Consider the following 662-nt stretch of genomic DNA (forward strand, 5'->3'; position numbering starts at 1 on the left):
GCTACATGAATCTGCTGTTCCAAAACGGCAATCACATCGTGCCGAAAGACGGCCAGCCCACCGACATCGCCAACGACAGATCCCTCTGGGTCTACCAGCAGCTGCAGGGCATGATGAAAGACGGCCTGATGCCAAGCGCCCAGCAGATGAGCGAAGTCAAAACCGAGAATATCTTCCAGTCCAACCGCGCCGCGATGGTCTATGCCGGCTCCTGGCTGGCGGCGCCGTTCGCCAATAACCCGCTGATCAACGACCACATCGGCGTGGTGATGATGCCCAAAATTGAACGCCAGTCCGGCGTGGCGCACAGTCTGGCCTTCGCCATGTCGGCCAAAAGCGCCCACAAGCAGGCCGCCTGGAAATATATCGCCTTCATGAGCAGCGAAGCCTCGCAGGCGGAGCTGGCCAAGGTGGTGATCCCGGCCAACAAGACGGCGGCCAAGGTCTGGGCGCAGCAGATCCAAAAGGTTGACGTCACACCTTATATCCAGACCCTTGAAGTGACCCAGGCTTACCCCACCGCCGGCACCAATACGCCGAAGTGGCAAAACATGTGGATCGCCAGCCTGAAAAAGATCTTTATGGGCGCGGATGCTAAGCAGGAAATGGACAAATCGGTCAAGAAGATCGCGCGCGTCATGGAGCAGTAATCACCCCGCCGC

General features: G+C 58.6%; 1 protein-coding gene. It reads left to right on the forward strand.

Features of this window, described 5'->3' with window-relative positions:
- On the forward strand, positions 1–650 hold a 650-nt coding region (locus tag ADK28_RS11715), incomplete at its 5' end, for an extracellular solute-binding protein (protein WP_048795723.1).
- Positions 651–662: the final 12 nt, after the last annotated feature.

The organism is Serratia sp. 506_PEND (genome assembly GCF_001076875.1).
Classification (GTDB): domain Bacteria; phylum Pseudomonadota; class Gammaproteobacteria; order Enterobacterales; family Enterobacteriaceae; genus Serratia; species Serratia marcescens.